At 70.2% G+C, this 19,090-nt stretch carries 19 protein-coding genes; 10 read left to right on the top strand and 9 right to left on the bottom strand.

The window, feature by feature from the left end; translation table 11 throughout:
• The 6 genes from D7X74_RS13650 to D7X74_RS13625 form a co-directional block, all read left to right on the top strand.
• Positions 1-803, top strand: an 803-nt coding sequence (locus tag D7X74_RS13650; protein WP_147446563.1) for a DnaJ domain-containing protein, incomplete at its 5' end; no start/stop codon positions are given.
• Between the two features lie 72 nt (positions 804-875).
• The gene (yhbY, locus tag D7X74_RS13645; protein ID WP_120533385.1) at positions 876-1,232 is read left to right on the top strand and encodes a ribosome assembly RNA-binding protein YhbY; all 357 of its coding nucleotides are present in this window, start codon (positions 876-878) and stop codon (positions 1,230-1,232) included.
• Between the two features lie 184 nt (positions 1,233-1,416).
• A complete protein-coding gene (locus D7X74_RS13640; protein ID WP_120533384.1) occupies positions 1,417-1,635 on the top strand; it encodes a hypothetical protein in 219 nt (72 codons plus the stop codon).
• Positions 1,632-2,519 carry a hypothetical protein gene (locus D7X74_RS13635; protein WP_120533383.1) on the top strand — a complete coding sequence of 296 codons (888 nt, stop codon included), beginning with the start codon at positions 1,632-1,634 and terminating at the stop codon, positions 2,517-2,519. The genes D7X74_RS13640 and D7X74_RS13635 overlap by 4 nt, the downstream gene beginning before the upstream one ends.
• Before the next feature lie 147 nt (positions 2,520-2,666).
• Positions 2,667-3,548: a ChaN family lipoprotein gene (locus tag D7X74_RS13630; protein WP_147446562.1), complete on the top strand. Its 882-nt coding sequence runs from the start codon at positions 2,667-2,669 to the stop codon at positions 3,546-3,548.
• A gap of 155 nt (positions 3,549-3,703) precedes the next feature.
• Positions 3,704-4,822 carry an alpha/beta fold hydrolase gene (locus D7X74_RS13625; RefSeq protein WP_120533381.1) on the top strand — a complete coding sequence of 373 codons (1,119 nt, stop codon included), beginning with the start codon at positions 3,704-3,706 and terminating at the stop codon, positions 4,820-4,822.
• On the opposite strand, the gene D7X74_RS13620 is transcribed toward D7X74_RS13625, so the two are convergent.
• Together D7X74_RS13620 and D7X74_RS13615 are read right to left on the bottom strand one after the other, a co-directional pair.
• Positions 4,800-5,984 carry a metallophosphoesterase gene (locus tag D7X74_RS13620; RefSeq protein WP_120533380.1) on the bottom strand — a complete coding sequence of 395 codons (1,185 nt, stop codon included), beginning with the start codon at positions 5,982-5,984 and terminating at the stop codon, positions 4,800-4,802. The two genes, D7X74_RS13625 and D7X74_RS13620, sit on opposite strands and share 23 nt — an antisense overlap.
• A 67-nt stretch (positions 5,985-6,051) precedes the next feature.
• Positions 6,052-6,606: a Uma2 family endonuclease gene (locus D7X74_RS13615; RefSeq protein WP_120533387.1), complete on the bottom strand. Its 555-nt coding sequence runs from the start codon at positions 6,604-6,606 to the stop codon at positions 6,052-6,054.
• A 232-nt stretch (positions 6,607-6,838) separates the two neighbouring features.
• Between D7X74_RS13615 and D7X74_RS13610 the strand changes: the two genes are divergently transcribed.
• Together D7X74_RS13610 and D7X74_RS13605 are read left to right on the top strand one after the other, a co-directional pair.
• Positions 6,839-7,861, top strand: coding sequence for an NADP-dependent oxidoreductase (locus D7X74_RS13610; protein ID WP_120533379.1), 1,023 nt, complete (start codon positions 6,839-6,841; stop codon positions 7,859-7,861).
• A gap of 168 nt (positions 7,862-8,029) precedes the next feature.
• Complete coding sequence (locus D7X74_RS13605) at positions 8,030-10,117, top strand: catalase (RefSeq protein ID WP_120533386.1); 2,088 nt, start codon at positions 8,030-8,032, stop codon at positions 10,115-10,117.
• A gap of 18 nt (positions 10,118-10,135) precedes the next feature.
• Here the strand turns inward: D7X74_RS13605 and D7X74_RS13600 are convergent, their stop codons facing one another.
• The 3 genes from D7X74_RS13600 to D7X74_RS13590 form a co-directional block, all read right to left on the bottom strand.
• Positions 10,136-10,441, bottom strand: a complete 306-nt coding sequence (locus D7X74_RS13600; RefSeq protein ID WP_120533378.1) for a putative quinol monooxygenase — start codon at positions 10,439-10,441, stop codon at positions 10,136-10,138.
• A 35-nt stretch (positions 10,442-10,476) separates the two neighbouring features.
• Positions 10,477-11,190, bottom strand: coding sequence for a S8/S53 family peptidase (locus D7X74_RS13595; protein WP_120533377.1), 714 nt, complete (start codon positions 11,188-11,190; stop codon positions 10,477-10,479).
• 160 nt (positions 11,191-11,350) lie between these two features.
• Positions 11,351-11,539 (bottom strand): hypothetical protein, encoded by a 189-nt coding sequence (locus D7X74_RS13590; protein ID WP_120533376.1) that lies wholly within the window; start codon positions 11,537-11,539, stop codon positions 11,351-11,353.
• Between the two features lie 145 nt (positions 11,540-11,684).
• Here D7X74_RS13590 and D7X74_RS13585 point away from each other — a divergent pair, with 145 nt between their 5' ends.
• Positions 11,685-12,968, top strand: coding sequence for a dicarboxylate/amino acid:cation symporter (locus tag D7X74_RS13585; protein ID WP_120533375.1), 1,284 nt, complete (start codon positions 11,685-11,687; stop codon positions 12,966-12,968).
• A gap of 1 nt (position 12,969) precedes the next feature.
• On the opposite strand, the gene D7X74_RS13580 is transcribed toward D7X74_RS13585, so the two are convergent.
• A complete protein-coding gene (locus tag D7X74_RS13580) occupies positions 12,970-14,211 on the bottom strand; it encodes an SO2930 family diheme c-type cytochrome (protein ID WP_120533374.1) in 1,242 nt (413 codons plus the stop codon).
• Positions 14,212-14,235: 24 nt separating this feature from the next.
• Positions 14,236-15,768 carry a parallel beta-helix domain-containing protein gene (locus tag D7X74_RS13575; protein ID WP_120533373.1) on the bottom strand — a complete coding sequence of 511 codons (1,533 nt, stop codon included), beginning with the start codon at positions 15,766-15,768 and terminating at the stop codon, positions 14,236-14,238.
• Positions 15,769-16,119: 351 nt separating this feature from the next.
• Here D7X74_RS13575 and D7X74_RS13570 point away from each other — a divergent pair, with 351 nt between their 5' ends.
• Positions 16,120-16,557, top strand: a complete 438-nt coding sequence (locus D7X74_RS13570; RefSeq protein WP_120533372.1) for a hypothetical protein — start codon at positions 16,120-16,122, stop codon at positions 16,555-16,557.
• A gap of 51 nt (positions 16,558-16,608) precedes the next feature.
• Here the strand turns inward: D7X74_RS13570 and D7X74_RS13565 are convergent, their stop codons facing one another.
• Together D7X74_RS13565 and D7X74_RS13560 are read right to left on the bottom strand one after the other, a co-directional pair.
• On the bottom strand, positions 16,609-17,466 hold the full coding sequence (locus D7X74_RS13565; RefSeq protein WP_120533371.1) for a neutral zinc metallopeptidase: 858 nt from the start codon (positions 17,464-17,466) through the stop codon (positions 16,609-16,611).
• 145 nt (positions 17,467-17,611) lie between these two features.
• A complete protein-coding gene (locus D7X74_RS13560) occupies positions 17,612-18,928 on the bottom strand; it encodes a neutral/alkaline non-lysosomal ceramidase N-terminal domain-containing protein (protein ID WP_120533370.1) in 1,317 nt (438 codons plus the stop codon).
• Positions 18,929-19,090: the final 162 nt, after the last annotated feature.

Raw genomic sequence — 19,090 nt, 5'->3', positions numbered from 1 at the left:
CCACCGCGGGCCCCGGTGCCGCCCCCCGTCCTCCCGGGGCTCCCGCCAGCGCGGGCCCTGGCGCCCGACCCGGTCCGCCCGTCGTCGGTGCTCCGGCCCCGGCGGCGTCCGCCACCGCGCCCGGCTCGGACGAACTGCCCGCGCTGCGCACGCTCGCCGCGGCCCTGAAGGAACAGAACCACTTCCAGCGGCTCGGCCTCACTGAACAGACCGACGGCGGCGCGGTGAAGGTGGCCTACTTCCGCATGGCCAAGCTCTACCACCCGGACACCCTGCCCCCGGGCGCGCCGCCGGAGCTGGAGAAGCTCAAGGCGGAGGTGTTCGCGTACATCGGCGACGCCTACCGGACGCTCACCGACGACAAGAGCCGCGCGGCCTACCTGGAGGAACTCAAGAGCGGCGGCGGCGACGGCGTGGACATCCAGTCCATCCTCCAGGCCGAGGAGCTCTTCCAGAAATCCTGCATCCTGGTGAAGGCGCGCAAGTACCCCGAAGCCGTGAAGATGCTCAACGACGCCATCGCCCTCAACGCCGAGGAGCCGGAGTTCTTCGCCTGGCGCGGCTATGCCCGCTTCCTCGCTTCCCCGGACAAGAAGGCCGCCCAGCCAGAGGCGTTCCGGGAAATCCAGGCTGCCATCAAGAAGAACGAGCGCATGGCCCCCGCCCACTACTTCCTGGGCGTCATCGCCAAGCTGAGCGGCGACGTCACCGGGTCCCTCAAGCACTTCAAGCGCACGGTCGAGCTGCAACCGGACCACATCGACGCGATGCGGGAAGTCCGCATGGCGGCCCAAAAGAAGTAGGGTGCGCCCCTTTTCGCCGGTCCGGGGCCTCCAGAGGCCCCGGCACCCGCGCCCTTCTCAAGGAGACATCCCATGCCCCTCACCGGGAAAGAACGCCGCCACCTGCGGGCCCTCGGCCACCACCTGGAGCCGGTGGTCCTCGTCGGCCAGTCCGGCGTCACCGAGGGCGTCATCGCCGCCGTCGAGCAGGCGCTGAACGACCACGAACTCATCAAGGTGAAGATCAACGAAGGCCCGGACGGTCGCCACGAAGTCGCGGACCGCATCGCCGCGGACACCGGCTCGGACCTCGCGCAGCTGCTCGGCCGCACCGCCCTCTTCTTCAAGCGGCGCAAGCTGAAGTCCCGTTTCGAGGACGTCCTCAAGGGCCCCCACGAGCCCAAGCCCGTCGCCAAAACGGCCGACGAGAAGAAGCCGCGCCGCCGTTAGTCGCACCGTTTTCCGGAGGTCGCGGGGAATACAGACCGGCCCGAGCATTTTGTGCGGGCTGAAGCACCGCCGGACCCTCGCGCCGGTCTGCAACAGTCCCTACGCTGTGGGTCTCCCCCCGGAGGTGACGTTGCAGACCCCCTCGTCCGTCCCCCCCACCGCGTCAGGTTGGCAAGACGTGCTGATGCGCCACCTGGAGCCGTTGCTGGGTGGGTTCACCGCGAAGATGGCCATCCAGACCGCCTCGCTGCGGGCCCTGAAGCGTCCCCCCGAACAGGTGGGCGTGCAGGAGCTGCCGCAGTTGCTGGAGGGCCTCAAGCCCATGCTGAACACCTTCATCGGAGCCCTGCACACGAAGGTCATCCTCTCGGAGTTCTCCACGGCCATGGAGAAGCTGCGATGAGCGCCTCCCCTTCTCCGGGCCGCACGTCCGGGTCGGTGGTTCCCTGGCTGGGCGCCGTCGCGGTGCTCCAGCTCATCCACCTGGCCTCGGTGGCCACGGCCCTCCAGGACGCGCGCCGGCTGGCGCTCGTGGGGGACGTGGCGGGCTGGACCGTGGGCCTGCTCGCGGTGCTGGGCACCCTGGCGGCGGCGCTGTCGTTCGCGCCGGGCGACTACCTGCGCCGCGTGTGGGGCCTGCTGACCGTGGGCGCGGGGCTGTCGCTGCTCAGCACGGCGCTGCGCAGCTACTGGATGCACGCGGTGCCGGACGTGCCGTTCGTCGACTCGCCGCTCTTGCCCGTCCGCATGGTCGTCGTGGTGCTGGCCAACGTGAGCACCACGTTCGCGCTGGTGATGCTGGCGCGCACCTACCAGCAGTCGGGCCTCCAGCCTCCGTCCAGCCCGCGCGCGACGCTGCTGTGGGCGGTGGCGGCGGTGTCCGCGCTCGTCGTGGGCGGGCCCGCGCTCGTCACGGCGGTGGGCCACCTGGGCCGGGGCTTCGCGGCCACGTGCACGGCGGTCATCGCGCTCGCGTCCACGCTGGCGGACATGACGACCATCCTGCTCGTCGCCCCCATCCTGCGCGTCGCGTACATGCTGCGCGGTGGGCGGCTGGCCTGGGTGTGGTGGGCCATGGGCGTGTCCGGCGCGGTGTGGCTCTTCTACGACGCGCGGGAATGGCTGGGCATGGTGCTGCCCGGCAACCCCACCGAAACGGTGGAGCTGCTGCGCACGCTGCGCACCTCCGGGCTCGCCATGCTGGGGCTCGCCGGGTGGTTGCAGCGCTCCGCACTCGCCGCGACCCAACGCGAGTCCCGCGCCGGGGCCGCCATCTCCACGAGCTGATCCAACGCGCCGCGTCCGCGTGACGCACGAAGCCGACGGCCCGCTTCCGGTACGCCCGGGGCGGGCCGTCCTCTTTTCACCGCCCGCGCGGCGCGTGGCTTGGGTCAGACTGCGACCTTCCTGGTCTCTCCAAGGAGATGCCTCTCCATGCGAATGTCCCTGGGGTCGCTGCTGGCGGTCCCCCTCATCCTCGGTGGTTGCAGGTCGGCGCGCGAAACCCCGACGGCGCCCGTGGCCCAGGCAGCGCACACGCGCGTGGACTGCGGTCCCGCCATCCCCGGCATGGAGGCGGTGCTCAAGCCCGCCGCCTTCGTCGTGCTGGGGGAGATCCACGGCACGCAGGAGGCCCCCGCCTTCGCCGCGCGGCTCGCCTGTCACGCGGCGTCCTCGGGACAGCCGGTGCGGCTGGCGCTGGAGCTGCCCGTGGCGGAGCAGGCGCGCCTGGAGGCCTGGTTCGCGAAGACGGACGCGACCGCCCAGCAGCTCACCGACAGCGACTTCTGGCGCCGTGAGGTGCAGGACGGCCGGAGCAGCGAGGCCATGAAGCAGCTGCTGGAGCAGGTGCGGGACTGGCGCCACGCGGGACTGCCCCTCCAGGTGGTGGCGTTCGACGCGGGCGGCAAGGAGCGGGATGCCACCATGGCCGAACAGCTCCGGCAGGCGCGCAGCGAGGCACGCCAGGACACCTTCATCGTGCTGGTGGGCAACCTGCACGCGCGCCGCGACGTGGGCGCGCCCTGGAACCCGTCGCTGGAGTTCATGACGCACCGGTTGCTCGTGTCGGAGCCCGGGCTGGTGTCGCTCGACGTCGCCAGGACGGCCGGCTCCGCGTGGGTCTGCCGGGGCATGACGGCGGACACCTGCGGGCAGCAGGCCCTGCGCGGCGTCGGCACGGCGCAACCGGTGGGCGTCGTGCTCCAGAAGAGCGTGGACGACCCGGACGGCTACGACGGCACCTGGTCCGTCGGAGCGATGAGTGCTTCGCCGCCCGCGCTCGGCGCCAGCACGGCGACGCCCGCGCCGCAGTAGCGGGCGCTGTCGGGGGCCTCCGGGTAACTCCCGGCCAGGCCCCGCCCACGCCGTGAAGTGTCGTCTTCCCGCACCCCGGCCGCCGCGCGGTGGCCGGGCTGTCACGGGCCGGGCTACACGTCGGGCACCAACTCGAGGGAAGAGGATCCACCACGATGCTCGCACGCACCTGGCGCGGGGTGACGAAGGCGGAAGACGCCGACGCCTACCTCACCTATCTCCACCAGACGGGCCTGACGCACTACCGCCGCACGCCGGGCAACCTGGCCGCGTACTGCCTGCGCAAGGTGGAGGACGGCCGCGCGGAGTTCCTGCTCGTCACCCTCTGGGAGTCCATGGACGCGGTGAAGCGCTTCGCGGGTGACACGCCGGAGCGCGCCATCTTCTTCCCGGAGGACGACCGCTACCTCATCGACCGGGACGTGCACGTCACCCACTACGAGGTCCCCTTCGCGGAAGGCCAGGCCTTCGTCGGCCACCGCGTCCGCTTCGAGGACTTCCGCGTGGCGGGCCCGTCCGGAGACCTGCGGCTGGTGGACACCGGCGGCGGTGGGAAGTCGCTGCCCGTCGTCTTCGTGCACGGGCTCGCGGGCAATGCCTCCCACTGGCAGGCGCAACTGGAGCACCTGGCCGCCGCGGGCCGCCGGGGCATCGCGCTGGAGCTGCGCGGCCATGGCGGCTCCACGCTGCCGGAGCCGGAGGACTACGCGCTGGAGTCGCTGGCGGGGGACATCGGGGGCGTCGTGCGCGCCCTGGGTCTGCGCCGCTTCGTGCTCGTGGGGCACAGCATCAGCGCGGGCGTGGCGCTGGCGTACGCGGGAGAGAATCCCCGGCAGGTGGCGGGCCTGTTCCTGGTGGATCCGATGACGGACGCCCGGCGCATCCCCGACGCGCAGCGAGACGCCATCCTCGCCTCCCGTGACGCGCCCGACGTGGCACAGGCCCTGCGGCAGGACTGGGCGGAGTCCGCGGGCACGCGGGCGGACGTGCGCGAGCGGCTGCTGGCGGACCTGGAGGCCACCCCGCTCTCCGCGGTGGTGGCGACCCAGCGCTCCTGGGCGAACTTCGATTTGACGGCCGCGCTCGGGCGCTACCCGGGCCCGAAGTTCTCGCTCGTCGCGCCGGACAACGACATGCCGCGCAGCCTCCACCGGCTGGCCGAGGGCGTTCCCCACCAGGTCGTGGAGGGCGCCGGGCATTGGATCCAACTGGACCATCCGGACGCGGTCAACGCGGCGCTGGACGCGTTCCTCACGAAGTCAGCACCAGCTTGACGAGCTCCGGGGGACTGCCCAGCCGCATCGGCGGTCCCCAGAAGCCGCAGCCCCGGCTGACGTAGAGGTGCGAATCGCCCTGCTGGTAGTGGCCGGCGGAGTGCTCCCAGCGCAACCCGATGAGGGCCGTCATGGGGAACAGCTGGCCGCCGTGGGTGTGTCCGGAAATCTGGAGGTCCACGCCCTGCTGCGCGGCGACCTTGAAGTTGGCGGGCTGGTGCGCGAGCAGCACCGCGGCGCGCTCCGGGTCGCGTCCCGCGAGCGCCTTCTCCAGGTCATAGCCCTTCTGGCCCAGGCGTCGCGCGCCGTGCCAGTCGTCCACGCCCACGAGGTCGAACGCGCCGCCCGCGTCCCCGATGCGCACGTGCCGGTTGCGCAGCGAGGTGATGTCGAGCGAACGCAGGTACGCCACCCACGCATCGGCGCCGGACGCATAGTCGTGGTTGCCGGTGACGAAGAAGCGTCCGTAGCGCGCCTGGAGGTTGCCGAGCGCCGCGACGTGGCCGCCCAGCCGGGGCACGGAGCCGTCCACCATGTCTCCGGTGATGGCCACCAGGTCCGGCTTGAGCGCATTGGCCCGGCGCACCAGCTCGTCCATGAAGCGCCGCTGGATGAAGGGGCCCACGTGCAGGTCGGTGAGCTGCACGATGCTCAGGCCCTCCAGCGCGCGGGGCAGCCGGGGGATGCGCACCACCAGCTCCGTCACCTCCGGGGCGGTGAAGGCGCGCCAGCTCCCATAACCGGCAAGCCCCCCACCCAGCGCGAGCGCGCCGCCCGCGGTCGCTTGGGAGAGGAAGCGGCGCCGGTCCGCATCCACGGCGGGCGCGGATACGGGCGCGCGGGCCGCGTCAGGACGCAGGCGACGGCCCAGCCACATCACGGCCCGGCCCACGTCGAGCCCGGCGAGCGCGAGCACCAGACACAGCGCCACGCCCATCCACGAATAGGACACCAGCTCCACGACATCGCCAGGGGCTTCTGGAAGCGTGCGCTCCAGGTAGCGACGGGCCACCAGCACCAGCGTCATGCCCCCCAGCGCGAGCGCGGCGACAAGCCGGGGCACGCGGCGCGGGGTGAGGTTCCACACGAGTCGCCGGAACAGGTACAGGTGCCCCAGGAGGGCCGCCAGCGCGATGAGCAGTGAGAACGGAGACAACGGCATGACGCCAAGCCTCCCGCGCCCCGTGCCTCCGCGCACCTGAATCCGTCAGCGCCCGGCCGCCTGCTGTTCACTGCGCATCCCAGATGAACGGCAGGTCCAGCTCCATCGCGTCGAAGGGCTCCGCCCGAACCGGAGCGGTCCCTGTGTGCGTGAGGAGCAGCGAGTACCGACCGTCCACCAGACCGAACACCTCCAGCGTGAGCGTCGTCGGATCCATCAACCACACATGCCGCACGCCCTCCCGTGCGTACACGGGCAGCTTCGCCTCCCGGTCCAGCTTCCGCGTGGAAGGAGACAGCACTTCACAGACCCAATCAGGAGCCAGCGTGAAGGCCGCGACACGGGGAACACGTGGCATCCGCTCGATGCGCCAACCCACGATGTCCGGAACCAGCACGTCTTCGCGCAGGTGCAGCTCCGGCTCGTCCAGGAACACCCAGCCCCCAGGACCACCCCGCCCCCGCTCGAAAAGTGCAATCAACTCCGCACCAAGCCGGGAGTACGCCAGCGCATGGGGTGAAGCCGGCCGTGGGCTTGCATACAGCTCCCCCGCGACGATCTCCCCCACCACATGCGCCGGGAGCGCCTCCAGGTCCGCATAGCTCGCGGGTTTCTTTCCCATGGATTGTCCCCTGTCCTCGCCGCCCATCACTCTATCCATGAACGCAAGGGGTAGCACGCGCGTCTGACGTGTCAGGGCGTCAACCCCAGCCCCTACCTCACACGTCTTTCCGGGAAGCAGTTCCTTTCCGGCACCCGACACCCCATGCCCAATTCCCTGTTCTGGAATGGGGCCGCGGTTAAGAGCCCGCCGCCCGGCGGCGGACGCCGGCCCACTTCCACGAAAGCCACCCATGGCCCAGCCACTCAAGGGACGTGAAGTCCACCTGAAGTCCCGCCCGAAGGGCGAACCCACGAAGGAGAACTTCGAATTCGTGGAGGCCGCCGTCCCCGAGCCCACCGACGGTCAGGTGCTCGTGCGCAACCACTTCATGTCCGTGGATCCGTACATGCGCGGCCGCATGAACGACGCGAAGTCCTACGTGCCGCCCTTCAAGCTGGGCGAGGTGCTGGACGGTGGCAGCGTGGGACAGGTCGTCCGCTCGCGCTCGCCCGACCTCAAGGAAGGCGACTTCGTCGTCGGCGGCACCGGCGGCTGGCGCGAATACGCCGTGGCCCCCGCGAAGCACTACCAGAAGGTCGACCCCAACGTGGGTCCGCTGTCCGCGTACCTGGGCGTGCTCGGGATGCCGGGCATGACGGCCTACGTGGGCCTGTTCGACATCGGAAAGCCCGCCGCTGGTGAGACAGTGTTCGTGTCCGGCGCAGCGGGCGCGGTGGGCGGCGTCGTGGGGGAGCTTGCGCGCATCAAGGGCTGCCGCGTGGTGGGCAGCGCCGGTTCGGACGCGAAGGTGAAGCACCTGCGCGAACAACTGAAGTTCGACGACGCCTTCAACTACAAGTCCGGCCCGGTGGCCGAGTCCCTGGCGAAGGCGTTCCCGGAAGGCATCGACGTCTTCTTCGACAACGTGGGCGGAGAACACCTGGAGGCCGCGCTGGGCCTGATGAAGAACCACGGCCGCATCGTCCTGTGCGGCGCCATCTCCCAGTACAACGCCACCGCCCCCACTCCCGGTCCGCGCAACCTGATGCTGGCGGTGGGCAAGCGCCTCACGCTCCAGGGCTTCATCGTCTCCGACCACGGCAACCGCCGCGCGGACTTCCTGCGCGACATGGGCGGCTGGCTGCGCGAGGGCAAGGTGTCGGACGTGTCCACCGTCGTGGACGGCCTGGACAAGGCCCCTGACGCCTTCATCGGCATGCTGCGCGGGGACAACACCGGGAAGATGCTCGTACGCCTGGTCAAGGACGCCTGACGCTCGCTGGACAACGTCCGGAACGAACACCACCGGACATCCTCGCCGCGCTCCGTTTTGCACCCCGCAGACGGAGCGCGGGAAACGCGCGGCCTCCGCGACCTCGGGCAGTGTGCACGCCCCCTTGAAGGAGGCAGCACGTTGAGCTCCCAGAAGCAGCCGGACACGGTGCACGTCGACGAGAAGAGCAAGAACACACAGCTCGCGAAGGACCGCTCGGACCCCACGGGCAACTTCCTCACGACGGACCAGGGCATCCGCGTCGAACATACGGACGACTCGCTCAAGATCGGCGCGCGCGGTCCCACCCTGCTGGAGGACTTCCACTTCCGCGAGAAGATGACCCGCTTCGACCACGAGCGGATCCCCGAACGCGTCGTCCACGCGCGTGGCTCGGCGGCGCACGGCTACTTCCAGCCCTATGAGTCCCAGGCGAAGTACACCCGGGCGAAGTTCCTCCAGGACCCCAAGAAGAAGACGCCGGTGTTCGTGCGCTTCTCCACCGTCGCGGGCTCGCGCGGCTCCGCGGACACCGTGCGCGACGTGCGCGGCTTCGCGGTGAAGTTCTACACGGAGGAAGGCAACTTCGACCTCGTGGGCAACAACATCCCCGTCTTCTTCATCCAGGACGGCATCAAGTTCCCGGACATCATCCACGCGGCCAAGCCGGAGCCCCACCACGAGATGCCCCAGGCGCAGACCGCGCATGACTCGTTCTGGGACTTCGTGTCGCTCGTCCCGGAAACCCTCCACATGATCATGTGGACCATGTCCGACCGCGCCATCCCTCGCAGCTACCGGATGATGCAGGGCTTTGGCGTCCACACCTTCCGCCTCGTGGACGACAAGAACGTCGCGCGGTTCGTGAAGTTCCACTGGAAGCCGCTCCTGGGCACGCACTCGCTCGTCTGGGACGAGGCCCAGAAGCTCGCGGGCAAGGACCCGGACTTCCACCGCCGGGACCTGTTCGAGGCCATCGAACAGGGGCACTTCCCCGAGTACGAGCTGGGTTTCCAGATCGTGGAGGAAGCGGACGCGCAGAAGCTGGGCGTGGACCTGCTGGACGCAACGAAGCTGGTGCCGGAGGAGGTCGCCCCGGTGATTCCCGTGGGCAAGCTCACGCTCGACCGCAACCCGACGAACTTCTTCGCGGAGACGGAGCAGGTCGCCTTCTGCGTCGCGAACATCGTGCCGGGCATCGACTTCACGGATGATCCGCTCATGCAGGCGCGGCTCTTCTCGTACCTGGACACGCAGCTGACGCGCCTGGGCGGGCCGAACTTCGCGGAGATCCCCATCAACCGTCCCATCGCGCCGGTGCACAACCACCAGCAGGACGGCTTCGGGCGGCACACGAGCAACGTGGGGCGGGCCAACTACTTCCCGAACTCGCTGGGCGGCGGCTGCCCCTTCCTCGCGTCCCAGCAGCAGGGCGGCTTCGTGCACACGCCGGAGCAGGTGAGCGGGCAGAAGCTGCGCGCGCGTCCCGAGTCCTTCAAGGACCACTACAGCCAGGCGGCGCTGTTCTTCCGCAGCCTCTCCGCGCCGGAGCAGGAGCACCTCATCGACGCCTGCCGCTTCGAACTGGGCAAGGTGGAGTCCAAGGCCATCCAGGAGCGCGTGCTGGAGCACTTCGCGAAGATCGACGCCCTGCTGGTGACGGCCGTGGCCGAAGGGCTGGGCCTGCCCGCCCCCAAGGCCACGCCCGTCAACCCCAAGGGCCCGCCCGCGTCCAAGGCCCTGAGCATGGAGGCCATGAAGCTCACGACGCCTCCGTCCATCCAGAGCCGGAAGATCGCGGTGCTCGTCGCGGATGGCGTGGACGCGGATGAACTGATGGCGGTGCGCAAGGAGCTGGAGGCCCAGGGCGCGCAACTGAAGATCATCGCCAAGCGGCTGGGCACCGTGAAGGCCGCCAACGGCAAGGACGTGGCGGTGGACAAGAGCGCCATGACCACGGCCTCCGTGGAATACGACGGCGTCTTCATCCCCGGTGGCGCCGCGAGCGTCGCCACCCTGAAGAAGGACGGCGAGGCGCGCCACTTCGTGCAGGAGGCCTATCTGCACTGCAAGACGGTGGGCGTGTCCCAGGACGCCGAGGACGTGCTGAAGGCCTGCGAAATCGCTCCGACCGCGCCCGGCATCGTCTCCGGCGCCAAGGCCGGAGCCGGAGCGGCGCTGGCCACGGCGTTCGCCGCGGCCCTCGCGAAGCACCGCCACTGGGACCGCAAGGACAACGACCGCGTCCCGGCCTGAGCCAGGAGCGACACGGCGTCACCGCGTCCACTGCACCGCGGTGACGTCGTAGTGCCGCATCTCCTCGATGTCCGGCACATAGGGCCGGATGGCGGCGAGGAACGGCGGGAAGTGGGCGCTCTTGCGGAAGCCCTGCATGTGGCCTTCCGCGGAGTCCCACTGGATGCGCAGGATGTAGTGGTCGGGCGCGTCGTGGCAGCGCGACAGCTCGAAGCCCAGGCAGTGCGGCGAGGCGCGCAGGCTCTCCTGCGCGGTCTGGTAGGCCGCTTCGAAGTCCTGCGCCCGGGTCTCGGGAATCGTGTAGCGGATGTATTCGACGATCATGCCCTCGAGGATAGGACGTCCCGGGGCTCGGTGCGTCAGCGCGCGTGGGCAGCAGGCGCCTGTCGCCGCCAGTCGGGCGGACAGCCCTCGCGCAGCACCCGGGCCACGGCGAGCGCGCAGGCGTAGCTGCTGGTCATCGGGCGCTCGCACCAGGTGCCGGACGCGTACAGCCGCACCGTGGGCGCATGCTCGACATGGTCCACCGTGTCCGTGCGCCCCAGCAACCGGGCCGTCTTCGCGTCCGCCACCGTCACCACCGCGCCCAGCCCCGCGGGCAGGCACGGCACGGGGCCCGCGGCGCACACCACGACCGCGCCCTGCCGCACCGCGCGCCAGAGCAGCTCCGTGAGGGGCGTTTCGAAGGCGCGGTCCACCGTGCCCAGGCTCAGGTTGATGAGGTCCGGGCGCACGTCGTTCGTCAGCCACTCCAGCGCTTCGAGCAGGCACAGCGAGTCCCCGCGCATCCGCTCATCCAGCACGCGCGCGACGTACCACTCCACGTTCGGCGGGCGGGGTCCTGCGTCCATCAGGAGGCTCAGCACCGCGGTGCCGTGGCCGTGCGTGTCCTCCAGGTCGTCCAGGACAGCGGACCCACCGCGCCACGCGTCCAGTTCCTCACGGGAGTGGGCGCGGGACTCCAGGCGCCGGGCGGCCCGGTCCAGCGTGAAGCTCGCCGCCCCGGCGAGCGGGCCTCCGTGCTGGCGCAGGAAGTCCACCGACACACCGCTGTCCACGACCGCGACCTTCACGGCGACACCTCGTCCGACACCGGATGCCGTCGCGGCGCATCGTCCGTGCAGCCCCAGGCGGGGCGGCGGTGCGAGTCGGGGACGGAGGCAGGGCGACAATCCATGGGAGTCATCCGGGGCGCTCGGGGGACACGCCCCGGACAGGGTGAAGCCCTTCGCTCTAGCAGCTGACGCTGTCCTCGCCCTTCGGCATCTGGAGCTGGGGGTGGTAGGTGCCCTGCCAGTTGGTGCCGTTCCACGTGAAGGCGAAGCCGTTCATGATCGACGAGCCACAGGCGTGGCCGACCAGGTCCTGCGTTCCTTCGACGTCCGCCAGCAGCGCGGACACATCCCTGCTCGTGAACTTCATCGCAATGCCTCCAGGAATCCGAAGAGAGCTTTGGATTCCACGAAACGTTACGGGCCGCCTCTGACAAGCGTCAATCGACGAAGCGGCGCGTGGGACGCAAGGCGGTTAGGGTCTCCCGGTCCAACGCCGTGAGAGGTGTCCCGCGATGAATCCCTGGACCCGCTGGTTTCGCATCCCCTTCTGGCAGCGCGTGCTGGGCGCCTTCGTGCTGGGCGCCCTCGCGGGTTGGGCGCTGGGCGACAAGGCGGGCCTCTGGCTCCAGCCGCTGGGCACGCTCTACGTCCAGCTCATCCGGATGATCGCCACCCCGCTGGTCTTCTTCGCCGTCATCCACGCGGTGTCCGCGCTGCGCGGCCAGAAGAGCATGGCGAAGCTGGGCGGCCGCACCTTCCTCTGGTTCGCCCTCACCGCCGCGTTGGCCGTGGGCGTGGGCCTGGGCACCGCCGCCCTCACGAAGCCGGGCGTGGGCGTGGGCCAGCTCCAGGTGGCCACCGACTACAAGCCCCGGCAGGTGCCCGGTCCGGTGCAGGTGCTGCTGGACGTGGTGCCCACCAACCCCTTCGCCGCGCTGGCGGAGGGCAAGATGCTCCAGGTCATCTTCTTCGCGGGCCTCGTGGGCTTCGCGCTGGTGAAGCTGGGAGAGCGCACCGCGCGCCTGCGAGAGCTCGTGGGCGAGGCCAGCGACGCGATGATTCAGGTCACCCGCTTCGTGCTGGAGCTGACGCCGCTGGGCACCTTCGGCCTCATCGCCGCGCTGGTGGGCACGTACGGCTTCGAGCGGCTCCTGCCCCTGGGCACCTTCGTCCTCACGCTGTACCTGGCGTGCGCGCTGCACGTCATCTTCGTGTACGGGGGCCTGCTGCTCGCGCACGGGCTCAACCCGCTGCGCTTCTTCCGGGGCGCCGCGCCCGGCATGCAGGTGGCGTTCGTCAGCTCCTCCAGCTTCGCGTCCATGCCGGTGGCCCTGCGCAGCGTCACCCACAACCTGGGCGTCAACCGCGACTACGCGGCGTTCGCGGTGCCCCTGGGCGCCACCATCAAGATGGACGGCTGCGGGGCCATCTACCCGGCGATGACGTCGCTGTTCATCGCGCAGTACTTCGGCCTGTCGCTGTCCGCGCCCCAGCTCTTCATCATCCTGCTGGCGTCGGTGCTGGGAAGCTTCGGCACCGCGGGCGTCCCGGGCACGGCGGTGGTGATGACCACCGTGGTGCTGAGCGCCGCGGGCCTGCCGCTGGAAGGCCTGGGCTACCTGCTCGCCATCGACCGGGTGCTGGACATGATGCGCACCCTCACCAACGTCACCGGGCAGATGCTGGTGCCGGTGCTCGTCGCGCGCGAGGAGGGCCTGCTGGACCTGGACGTCTACAACCGCGCGTCCAGCAACGTGGGGCTGGAGGAGACCCAGCCCCCGTCGCCGACGGCCTGAGCTACTTGCAGCTCTTCGGCGGCAGCGAGTCGATCCAATCCGCGATGAGCTGCGAGCCCTCCGCGTGGTGGATGACGCGGCCGATCTGCGGCATCATCTTGCCGTCCGCCTCCGTGTTCAGCCGGAACCAGAGGATGGACTCCGCGTGGTTGCCCGGGACGATGTCGAACTCACCGCCCACGCCACTGCCCGCGGACCCCGGGCGCTTGCACTCGCCCAGCGTGAACAGGTTCGCGTTGTCGATGTTCAGGAACAACTGGCTGGTGATGCCCGCCGTCCCCTTCGGGTTGTGGCAATGCGCGCAGTTGATGTCCAGGTACGTGCGCGCCCGCGTGGACAGGTCCGCCTCCGCCGGGTTGAACGCGTCCGGCGCCTTCGGCAGCTGCGCTGCCGCCGGCAGCCCGTCCAGCTTGCCCAGCGACGCCAGGTACTCCAGCTGGTCGCGCTCCACGCCGCCATACGTGTTCGTGTGGTGCAGGTAGCGCGCCTTCACGCCGATGGGGTGCATGACCTGATCACCCTTCTCGTCCTGGAGGTGGTGGCACTGCAGGCACTGGTTCTTGGAAGGCACCGAGTACTTGAACGACTGGGTGTTGCCCTGCAGGTCGATGAACGTCACGTCGCGGGAGCGACCACCGGTCGCCTGCGTGGCCTCCGTCTGCTCCGTGTTCCACACGTAGGGCCACGCCTCCCAGCCGGACGGCTGCCGCACCAGGACGCGCGTCTCGATGTAGCGCACGTCCTGGTCCGGCTTCCGCAGGTCCGCCGGGAAGGCGAACGTCTTGGTGATGAGCGTCCCCACCGGCAGGTCCAGCGCGTCCAGCGGCTGGTAGTGCGCCACCTTGCCGGGGGGGATGTACAGGGTGCGTGACTTGACCGAGTAGTCGGAGAACAGCGCGGTGGACAACGTGTAGGGCACGTTGCCCTCCACCGGCACCAGCCCCCCGGCCGCCGGGCTTCCGGTGAACAACCCGAAGCCCGACAGCGAGGTGGGAATGGCCAGCGGACCGGCGTCGTCAGGCCCCGCGTCCGGAGCGCCCGCGTCGGGCACCCCGGCATCCACCGTCCCCGCATCGGGAGTGCCCGAGTCGGGGACGCCCGCGTCTTCCGTTCCGGCATCCGGGACGGAGGTGCCCGCATCGGGCTGGGGCCCGGGTTTTTCCGGGTCGGATGAACCGCAGGCGGCCAGCGCGAGGGCCAGCAGCACCACGGAGAGACGGGGCTTCACGAACGACGTCCGCATGGGTGTCACGCTCCCTGACCGCGATTACTTGATGAAGTCGCCAATCGTCAGCGCGGGAGAGAAGCCCGCGCAGTCGAACGCGGTGCCCTTCGCGGCGTAGTGCCGCGTCTGGCCCCACGCGCCCACCAGGTTGCCGCCGGTCGCGAACTCGGCCGCCGCGGCCAGGTTCATGTTCACGATGGCGTTCCGGGTGCCCGCGGGCAGCACGTTGTCCTTGAAGCAGATGTTGATGGGGTTGATCTCCTTGGGGTCGTGACCCACCGGATCCAGGCCGTCCCACAGCAGGTGCTCCACCCGCAGCTCGCCCTGCGTCTCGCCGTAGGCGTAGAGCGCCGCCAGCAGCGCGCCCAGCGGACGGCGCTGCGCGCTCAGGCTGCCGTTGTCCACCTGGTCACCGCTGCCACCCTTGAAGGTGTTGCCGTGGATGTTGATGTCCGCGCTCGCGAAGTTCAGGCCACCCGCCGCCCACAGCGTGGGGTCCGGCTCGATGGACAGGCCGCTCAGCACCGCCACGTCCAGGGAGTTGTTGTTCTCCCAGGTATTGCCCTTCAGCTCCACCCGGCGCGACGCCAGGATGAACGTGCCCGTGCCGGCCGGCACCTGGGACACGGTGCTGCTGCTGGCGGCCACCGACGCGAAGTTGTTCCGGTTGTTGTTGATGATGACGTTGTCCAGCACCCGGATGTCGGTGCCCTTGATGGGGTTGCCCGGCAGGTCGAACACCACGAGGCCCGTGGTGTTGTCCTCCGCGAGGTTGCCCGTCACGTAGGCGTACTTCGTGTTCTCGATTTCGATGCCGGCCACGTTCTGCTTCGCCACGTTGTTGCGCACGACGGCGTACTCCGTCTGGCCCACGTAGATGCCCGCGTCCGCGGCGTTGTAGGCCTCGCAGTCCTCGATGACGACGAACTTCGACTTCACCGGGTACAGGCCGTACTTGCCGTTGTTCTCGTCGTTGACCTTGGCCCACTCGGTGCGCACGCGGCGCATGATGACGTCGGTGGAGGACTCGATGCGCACCGCGTCCTTCTTCGCGTTCCACACCGCCAGGTCACGCACCTCGAAGCGCTTGCCCACCACGTCCAGGCCGTTGGAGTTCGCGGCGGCGGTGGTGAACACCAGCACGGTGCTGTTCGCCGTGCCCGTGCCCTCGCCCTTCACGCCCTTGCCCGCGCCCGCGATCGTGATGCCATTCTGGCGGATGGTGATGGCGTTCTCGAACGTGAACGTGCCCGCCGCCAGCTGGACGGTGGTGCACTCGGCCAGCGTGTTCACCTGGTCCTGGAGCAGTTCCTCCTGGCCCGGCGTGAACGTCAGCGTCGTCTGCGTCTTGCCCTCGCAGGAGAAGTCCCCCGCGGCGCCGCCGTCCCACGCGATGCCCGTGTCCACCGGAGGGCCGGCGTCCGTGCCGGCGTCGGTGCCCGCGTCCGTCTGGGTGCCCGCGTCCGGCTTCGGGCTCGGCACCTCCTCCTCGTCGGAGCAGGCGGTCAGCGAAAGGGCCCCCAACAGGGCCAGAAGGGCGGCGCTTGAAGCGCGGGTCCACTGCAAACGGGGCATGTCGTTCCTCCGCGAAGCCGCTCCACATGGGGCCCTCAGGGGAAACACCCGGGCCCGCGAAGCAGCGGGAAGGCGGCATGCTCGGAGCAAAGACACACGGGCGACAAGCATTAGTTGCACGTTTGTGTTTTGACGCAGCGCCCCTTTGGTCACGCGGAAAAAGCACGCGCGTGCGGTAAGCCTTTCGCCTCGAATGTGTCCGGAGCGGGCGTGACGCAAGGCTCCGGAGCGGACGGCCGGACGGGCGTTCCCGGCCCCTTCACGGGGTCCCCGGCCCCCACCCGGGCGGTCATCTTCCAAGGGTGTCGCGGCACCGCCCTCACTCTCCCCGCGACGGAAAAGAGGATTCCCATGCGCGCAAGCACCCTGGCGACCCTGGTGGTGGCGTTCGCGTCCAGCGCGGCCACGACGGCGATGGCGCAGCAGGACGAAGCGCCGGTCGCCCCACAGGGCAATGACTCGCAGGAGCTGGATGCCCAGCAATCACTGACAACCACCCCGGGTGACGACGCCTACTGGGACAATTACTGGTATCAGCCCCCCGCCGGCACCGGGTTCCAGAGGCCCCTCGACGGGACCTATGAACTCCAGCAGCCCCTCAACGGGACCTATCAGCTCCAGCAGCCGCTGAACGGCACCTACCAGCTCCAGCAACCGCTCAACGGCACCTACCAGCTCCAGCAGCCACTGAACGGGACGTATCAGCTCCAGCAGCCACTGAATGGGACGTACCAGCTCCAGCAGCCGCTCAACGGCACGGGCACCTCACGGCCCCCGCGTGCGCGTTGAGCCGGGCCGCTGTCCCCCGGTGCTTCCGGGGGACGGGCCCTCGGCCGTCTTTCAGCGACGCGCGTTGAAGGTGTCGCAGGCCTCCAGCGTGCCCTGCTCCAGGCCCCGCTTGAACCAGGTCATGCGCTGCGCGGCGGAGCCGTGGGTGAAGGACTCGGGGACGACGTGGCCCCGGGCGCGCTTCTGGAGGGTGTCGTCGCCCACGGCGCTGGCCGCGCCCAGGCCCTCCTCGATGTCGCCCGGCTCCAGCATGTCGCGTTCCTGCTGCGCGTGGCGGGCCCAGATGCCGGCGAAGCAGTCCGCCTGCAGCTCGGTCAGCACGGAGAGCTGGTTGGCCTGCTCCTCGCTCGTGCGGCGGCGCAGCGACTGCACCTTCTGGGAGGTGCCCAGCAGGTTCTGCACGTGGTGCCCCACCTCGTGCGCGACGACGTACGCGCGGCCGAAGTCACCGGGCGCGCCGAAGCGGCTCTCCAGCTCGTTGAAGAAGGTCAGGTCCAGGTACACGCGCTGGTCGCCCGGACAATAGAAGGGCCCCACCGCGCTCTGCTGCGCGCCGCACGCGGACTGCACCGCGTCCGAGAAGAGCACCAGTTTCGGCTGCACGTAGCGCACGCCCACCGGCTCCAGCAGGCCGGGCCAGGTGTCCTCGGTGTCCGCGAGGACGACGGATACGAAGTCCTTCAGCTCCTCCTGCTGCGGATCCACCGGGCGTCCCGAACCGCCCGTCGCCGGATCCGAATACGGGGAGCGCGAGCCCACCTGCACGTCGGAAGGATCTCCGCCCAGCAGCATCACCAGCAGCGCCACCACCAGCGACGCGGCGCCTCCGCCCACCGCGAGCGGGCGTCCGAAGCCTGAACCCCGGCGGTCCTCGATGTTCGAGCTGCGACGTCCGCCTTGCCACCTCATGCGATACCCCTCCCCTGTCGGGCTGCCCTGCGGACCAAGGTAGGCAGCGGGCCCTGCATGAGCGACGGGGCTTCCCGCGACGGCCGTCCGTCAGGAGGTCCGCAGGGCAGGCGGGCAGCCGAGCGTCAGAAGGCAGGCCGCCATCTCACTCCGGAGCGGAGAAGCCCACCGTCCCGGAGGCCACGCGTGACGCGGCGCCCAGGCGCTCCATCAGGGTCGGACCGAAGTACTGGCGCCGGGACTCGCCCTGTCCGCTGAGCACCTGCTCCGCCGTGTCCAGGTAGCCCACGTAGCCGTTGGCGAGCCCCAGCACGTGCGTCGCGCCCGTGAGCGTCACCAGCGCCCGTCCCGCCGCCGTGGTGGGCTCACCTGGAATCGCCAGCAGTTCCAGCGGCCCCAGCGCCAGCGCATCCACCTCCGTCTCCCGAGGCGAGGACGCGCACAGGAAGTTGTCCCCCGCCGCGCGGGTGAACGCGGGCACCAGCCGGGACGAATCCGGCCGGGGCAGCGCCGCCTGCACCCGAGCGAAGGCCAGCCGCACCGGGCCTTCCACCGCCGCCGGAGCGGCCCCGTCCGCCAGCGCCGACAGCCGGCTCGCGAAGCCCGCGGCCCGCTCCGCGCCCTGCCCTTCGGAGAAGGCCACGGACGCGTTGCCCTCGCTGCCCTGCACGAACAGCGTCACGCCGCTGCCCGCCGCCTCGCGCAGCGCGCTCAACCGGCCCGGGTAGTCCGGATCCACCAGCGCGCGCTTGCGGGGAATCAGCGTGGCGTGCGCGGCGAACACCAGCACCTCCGCCACCGGCGCCTTCGCACCCTTCAGCACCACGCGCGTGAGCTGGCCGTCCGGGGTCTGCCCACCGCTGCGGGAGCTGACGAGCCCCGCGTCCGCCGCGCTTCCCACCTCCAACGTGACGTCCGACATCGAAGCGGCCGCCTTCTCCAGAGCCTCGCTCGCGCCCGCCACCACCGCATCCACCGCCGCCGGCACGTAGCGCCCCGTCCCGGAAAGCTGCGCCACCCACCGCGCGTCGTAGCCACCAAAGGAGGAGTGCGTGTGCGTGGCCACCACCAGCACCTCCCTCACCCCCGCCCGCGCGGCGCGCTCGCGCACCTGCGCCACGATTTCCGGGGTAACGAAGAGCAGCTCCAGCGACACCACGCCCACGCGCGCACTTCCGGCCTCCAGCACCACCGCTCGCGCCTGGAGGGGGACTTCGGCCTGGCTCGCCTCGGGCCGGGGTGGCGCGTAGCCGGCCACCACCACCGGGAAGGGCGGCGACAGGGCCACCTTCGCCGCGCCTGCTCGGAGGGCGCCTTCGCCCCGCACCTGGGACAGCACCACGGGCGTGCGCTCCTCCCAGCGCCCGCACCAATTCCAGGAGGCAAGCGCGTAGGCAGCCCCCGCCGTTAACAAGGCGAAGGGCAGCAGGGCACGAAGGATGGAGCGCCGGGAGGAAGACATGCCGAAGGGAGCCTAACCGCTCCGGACTTCGGGACGGCTCCTACCTTTCCGGCCAGCGACACCCTGGCTGGCCTACAAGAGCCGACGTCTTGCGACAGGTGGAATACCTTCGGTGAAGACGTGCGTTCCTGTTCCGCTTCGCGGTCGAAAGGGGTAAGGCAG

Origin of the sequence: Corallococcus sp. CA047B, from assembly GCF_003612065.1 — a bacterium.
Classification (GTDB): domain Bacteria; phylum Myxococcota; class Myxococcia; order Myxococcales; family Myxococcaceae; genus Corallococcus; species Corallococcus praedator.
The sequence above is the reverse complement of the archived record's forward strand: the minus strand, read 5'-3'. Positions and strand labels throughout refer to the sequence as shown.